Source organism: Streptococcus sp. 477 (genome assembly GCF_013277295.1).
Lineage (GTDB): Bacteria > Bacillota > Bacilli > Lactobacillales > Streptococcaceae > Streptococcus > Streptococcus pseudopneumoniae.
The window spans coordinates 1-4,722 of the sequence record NZ_VMMQ01000061.1 but is presented as its reverse complement, the minus strand read 5'-3'; the positions used below and the strand labels follow the sequence as shown (position 1 = coordinate 4,722).

The window sequence follows — 4,722 nt, the reverse complement described above, 5'->3', positions numbered from 1 at the left end:
GATGTTGATGAAATTTAAAGAGACTGGGACAAAATTGTCCCAGTCTCTTTCTTGTTAGTGAATTATTCTTCGTATAGAATTTCAGGGTTCGGTATGCTCATCCCTGAACCACCACTACTGTAATTATTTGTTTCTGATTGAGGAAGTGCTATTTGTATTCCACCAGGGCCGTAAGCTACACCTGTAAAAGTTACTCTTTTTATTTTTCCGCTTACATATATTGAACCACTAACTGATTGTCCTGCCCTACCTTGACCGCTTACCGGGTAATATAAGGTACGGCCATTTGTTAATGTAATACGAACTCCTCCAGAGAATTGATAAGAGCTTTTAGTATAAGGTCGTGCGTACCACCATGCTCTACTTCGGTTATCATAAATTTCTATTTTGGAAACTCCACCATTTCCAGTTGCAGTAGAATATGGGGTGATTTGGTTTGCTTTTGGAGTTTCGGCATATGTTGTAACAGTAAATGAAAGAAGAGTGAGAAAGGTAGTTATAAATAAAATAAGTTTTTTCATGGTAGTTCTCCTTTATTTTTTGTATGATTATATCAGAATATTTTTAAAAATGAAAGGGTTTTCTATGAAGGGTGATGTTTTTTTTGATTATTTTTTGAAATCACTTAGGTTTCATCTTGGTGATAGGTGTAAGGATATTGGATTTATAGAGTTTGCTAAGGATGAAAATAATAGTTTTATTATTATAAAGGATTATATTTTAGAATCATTAGTAGTGTTGTCAAATATTTTGAGTAAGGAGAGGATTGTGTTTTCTTGTGGGGTTATTCATAGTAAGGGGGGAGTTACTGGAGTAGAAGTATGTATGAATGTATTAGAGTTAGAAAGATTAAATAATTTGTATAAGATATAGTTTTGAAGAATATTAAAAAATATAATGGAAACTGTCTATGTAGGATGTGTGGAGTTGATAGTATCAATGTTTCCTATGGAGATAATTTTCTCAACTATGTTTACTTTGATTTTTTGGTCGGACAATAGCGAAGCCGTCCGACTGTCATTTTGAAAAAATGACTTTGGGGGACTTATCGAAGTCGCCCAATTTTTCAAAAAATGCCCTTGCGATTCGAGGGCTTTTTTTGTAGTTCTCCCTGGCATAAAGTGGGCGGACTAGCTCTCTGCAAGAGCCTTCGGAGAACGCACTTTTACGAAGTAAAGTATAGTGCGTTATACTTTACATGGAAGTTAGCCGAAATTTGTGCTAAAATTCTAGCTAGAATGTTAGCACAATAGACGAGCAATAGGCTTGCCGGCTCGTCTGTCATTCGCTACTCGAATGACCCACCTGAGGAGGTAAAAGTTATGAGCTACATGGTTGCGAGAATGCAGAAAATGAAAGTTGGGAATTTGGGTGGCGCATATAAGCACAATGAACGGATTTTTGAAAAGCACTCAAACAAAGACATCGACACGAGCAGGTCACACCTCAACTATGAGTTGACGGATCGTGACCGCTCTGTGTCGTATGAACGGCAAATTAAGGACTATGTGAACGAGAACAAGAGTTCTAAACGTGGGATACGGAAAGACGCTGTTTTGTGTGATGAATGGATTATTACGTCAGATAAAGATTTTTTTGAAAAGTTGGGCCAGGAGCAGACGAGAAAATTTTTTGAAACGGCTAAAAACTACTTCGCGGAGAATTACGGAGAAACCAACGTTGCTTATGCCAGTGTACATCTTGATGAGAGTACCCCACACATGCACTTAGGGATTGTGCCAATGAGAAATGGTAAGCTGTCATCAAAGGTTATGTTTAACCGTGAGGAGCTAAAGCATATTCAGGAAGATTTGCCAAAGTACATGAATGAGCATGGTTTTGAGTTGCAACGTGGAAAGCGAGATAGCAAAGAACAGCATTTGAGTGTGGCGGACTACAAGGAAAAAATGGGGCGTGAAGCTCTTAATCAGGAATTGCTAGATTTAGGAGCGCCAAAATATTGGCATACGGAAGAACGTAGACCTGCAACAATGTCAGAAATTCAAGATTATGAGGACATAGGTTCTTTGTTTGCAGATTCAGACGTGACATTTAACATCCGAGAAGCGACGTTGGAAGAGCGTTTCAAATGGCTAGACACTCATAGAAACGATTTAAGGGCAGATTTAGGACGTTTAGAGGGTGTCCTTGAGAAAAAGATTGACGAATACGGTAAAATCGATTCTGAGGCTTCTGAGAGGCTCTCAGAGCTATCTGAGTTAAATTCTGAGGTAAATAGTCGTCAGGAGGAAATAAAGGGGTTAAAAAGCGATTCTAAGCGTCTGAGCGATGATGTGGTTCGTCTGGAGAGAGCTCATAGAGAAAAAACGCAACTTTTGGTGGAACAATCAAGTAACTTATCGAAAATTTCGTATAGAGATTTAGATAGACGTCGAGTTGCCAAAGAGTTGCAGGAAGAATTAGAAAATGCTACTCCTAAACTGTTTGGCGATGGCTTTAATTTTACTTCGGATTTTGTTGGACGACTGAAGACGTTTGTGTCTGATGTTGTAGAGAAGCTGGAGCAGGCGGTCAATCAAAATGAGTTACTTAGAAATGCACTAGCAGGCATGAAAGAAGCAAAGAGTAGGCTTGAAAATAGCCTATCTCATGCAGAATGGAAAAATCAGCAATTAGAGACTGAAAACAAAGCATTAAAGCTAGAAAACAGGGAGTTGAAAGTTTCTAAAAATCTCTTAGATGACCTTTCTGAAGTCATAACAGAAAAAGAAGTAACCAGCCTCAATAAGCGTTTAGAAAACTTAAGAGAGACACGAGAACTGTCTAGGAAAAGACATGAGCCTACAAAAGGGCGGAGTATCTGAGCGATTTATGCCGTGAAAGCTATTTGACAATAAGCTAGGTCAAGTTAGACTGGTTAAGGCGGTTCAGTCTGAACTTTGTTCAGCTGACCGACAAACCAAAGACTAACGACCTAGGTTCCTTGTTGTCAAATAGACCATGGAATAAAGCAAGCGGACATGGTATAATAGCAATATTCTGGCACTAAGCCTTCGAAAGGAGGTGTTTAGCTTGTTAGAACTCATTACTCTTCTTGTTGTTGTCCGAGTAGTGTTGCCCTTAGCGTACGAGTTGGGGAAAGCCTATGGGATGAAGTGGATTGAAAAGCGCTTCGATGACAACGAGAAATAGTGTCACTTTTCACGAACGCTAGTGTGTTGTAGCTAGCGCAAAAAAGCACCCTAAGTCTTGGCGGACAGGGTGCTTTTCGTTTAGCGTGATGAACTCACTACTCTTGTTGTTGATTAAATTATAACATAGTTTTATAATGGGTGTCAAAAATAGACATTTGTGATATAATCAAATTGAGGCGCCTCAGCGATACGGTCGGTGGCGTGAATCTCTTTATAGGTCGGGCAACTGGAAACGGATAGCTCAAAGGGCACTATTTTGTGTCGGGTGTGGGACTGCCTTCAGCTTCGAGCTGTAAAGACCCCGGATGCATTTTTAAGAGATTGGCCCGATAGGGTCTTTTTTTTTGAAAAATTAAAAAAAAATGAAGGATTTTTTCTAAAGGAGTTACTTTCATACTTACTTTATAACTTACTTTATATATACTTTGGGGGTGTCAAAAAGTCAGTATTATCAAGGGTTTGCGAGGAGATAAGTGACAAAAAAGTACGTGATACATGACAAAAAAGTACGTGATACATGACAAAAAAGTACGTGATACATGACAAAAAAGTACGTGATACATGACAAAAAAGTAATAAATTACTTGAAGTTTGTCATGTAATATTATATAATCATTTATGACAAAAAAGTACGTGAGGTTAAGCCATGAAAAAAGGGAAGTCAGAAAATGCGTTTGAGGGCTTGATGTCTAGACAAGATTATCTAGTAGTACAAGCGAATGACCTAGCCAAAGCCTTTGGGAATTTAAAAGCCTTTGAACATAAGCTACTGGACTATTGTTTTAGCTATGTGACCAAAGAAAGCACTGCAACAGATACATTTACGACAAATGCAAAAGAGGTGCTGAAGCACTTTGGATTGAACGCTTCAGGGAAAAACTATGAGCGTGTGGCACGTGGCTTTAAAGCCCTAAACGAAAACACTGCGTTATATCTGCCAATCGTTGAGAATGGCGTTAAAGGGATATTGATGACCCAGTTATTTAGAAAAATTAAATTCTTAGCTAATGGCGAAGTGGAATTTATCTTTTCAGAAGATGCTGCGCCTTACGTATTTGCTTTACGTAGCCAGTTCTTCTCGTTCAAATTGGCAGAGTTAGCTCAAATCAAATCAAAGTATGCCATTATTTTGATGAAATTGTGGGAAGCAAATCGCTTTAAAAATCAACGTGTCACAACCATTCAAGGAGATTTAGACGATTGGCAAGATTGGTTTTTAGGGGAAGAGAGAAGAATGCCCCCTGCAATCTTTGCAAGGAACTGTCTGAAAGTTGGGGCAGAAGAGCTAGAGAAAAAATTAGGGGTAGATGTTTATCTAAACGTAGTTAAAAATGGCCGAAAGGTCATAGGCTATGAAATGCAGATTACTGATAATCGACAAGTACCAACTGCAGAGATAATCAAGCAAGCTGAAGAAAGAAGTCGACAGACAGATATTTATGATTTTTTAGATTAAGCACTGTTCAAAAATCTAAGTATGGTTCAAATGGTTGTAACTGTCATGGAAAACACTTGTTTATATCTAATTTATGAGTAAAAAGATGCTATTGAGATGAAAAAGCAGCTC

The 4,722-nt window shown here is 38.4% G+C and carries 4 protein-coding genes; 3 read left to right on the top strand and 1 reads right to left on the bottom strand.

Annotated elements, in window-relative coordinates; all coding sequences use genetic code 11:
* Positions 1-62 precede the first annotated feature (62 nt).
* Positions 63-521: a hypothetical protein gene (locus HT691_RS07495; protein ID WP_000733562.1), complete on the bottom strand. Its 459-nt coding sequence runs from the start codon at positions 519-521 to the stop codon at positions 63-65.
* A 64-nt stretch (positions 522-585) separates the two neighbouring features.
* Here HT691_RS07495 and HT691_RS07490 point away from each other — a divergent pair, with 64 nt between their 5' ends.
* The 3 genes from HT691_RS07490 (at position 586) to HT691_RS07480 (ending at position 4,611) form a co-directional block, all read left to right on the top strand.
* Positions 586-873 (top strand): hypothetical protein, encoded by a 288-nt coding sequence (locus HT691_RS07490; RefSeq protein WP_078373521.1) that lies wholly within the window; start codon positions 586-588, stop codon positions 871-873.
* A 449-nt stretch (positions 874-1,322) separates the two neighbouring features.
* Positions 1,323-2,825, top strand: coding sequence for a MobV family relaxase (gene mobV / locus HT691_RS07485; RefSeq protein ID WP_023937738.1), 1,503 nt, complete (start codon positions 1,323-1,325; stop codon positions 2,823-2,825).
* A gap of 976 nt (positions 2,826-3,801) precedes the next feature.
* Positions 3,802-4,611, top strand: a complete 810-nt coding sequence (locus tag HT691_RS07480) for a replication initiation protein (RefSeq protein ID WP_000715517.1) — start codon at positions 3,802-3,804, stop codon at positions 4,609-4,611.
* Positions 4,612-4,722 lie beyond the last annotated feature (111 nt).

Excerpts from the sequence above, each read along its gene's own strand:
- mobV (WP_023937738.1), top strand. The coding sequence starts at position 1,323 with ATGAGCTACATGGTTGCGAGAATGCAGAAAATGAAAGTTGGGAATTTG.
- HT691_RS07495 (WP_000733562.1), bottom strand. The coding sequence starts at position 521 with ATGAAAAAACTTATTTTATTTATAACTACCTTTCTCACTCTTCTTTCA.
- HT691_RS07490 (WP_078373521.1), top strand. The coding sequence starts at position 586 with ATGAAGGGTGATGTTTTTTTTGATTATTTTTTGAAATCACTTAGGTTT.
- HT691_RS07480 (WP_000715517.1), top strand. The coding sequence starts at position 3,802 with ATGAAAAAAGGGAAGTCAGAAAATGCGTTTGAGGGCTTGATGTCTAGA.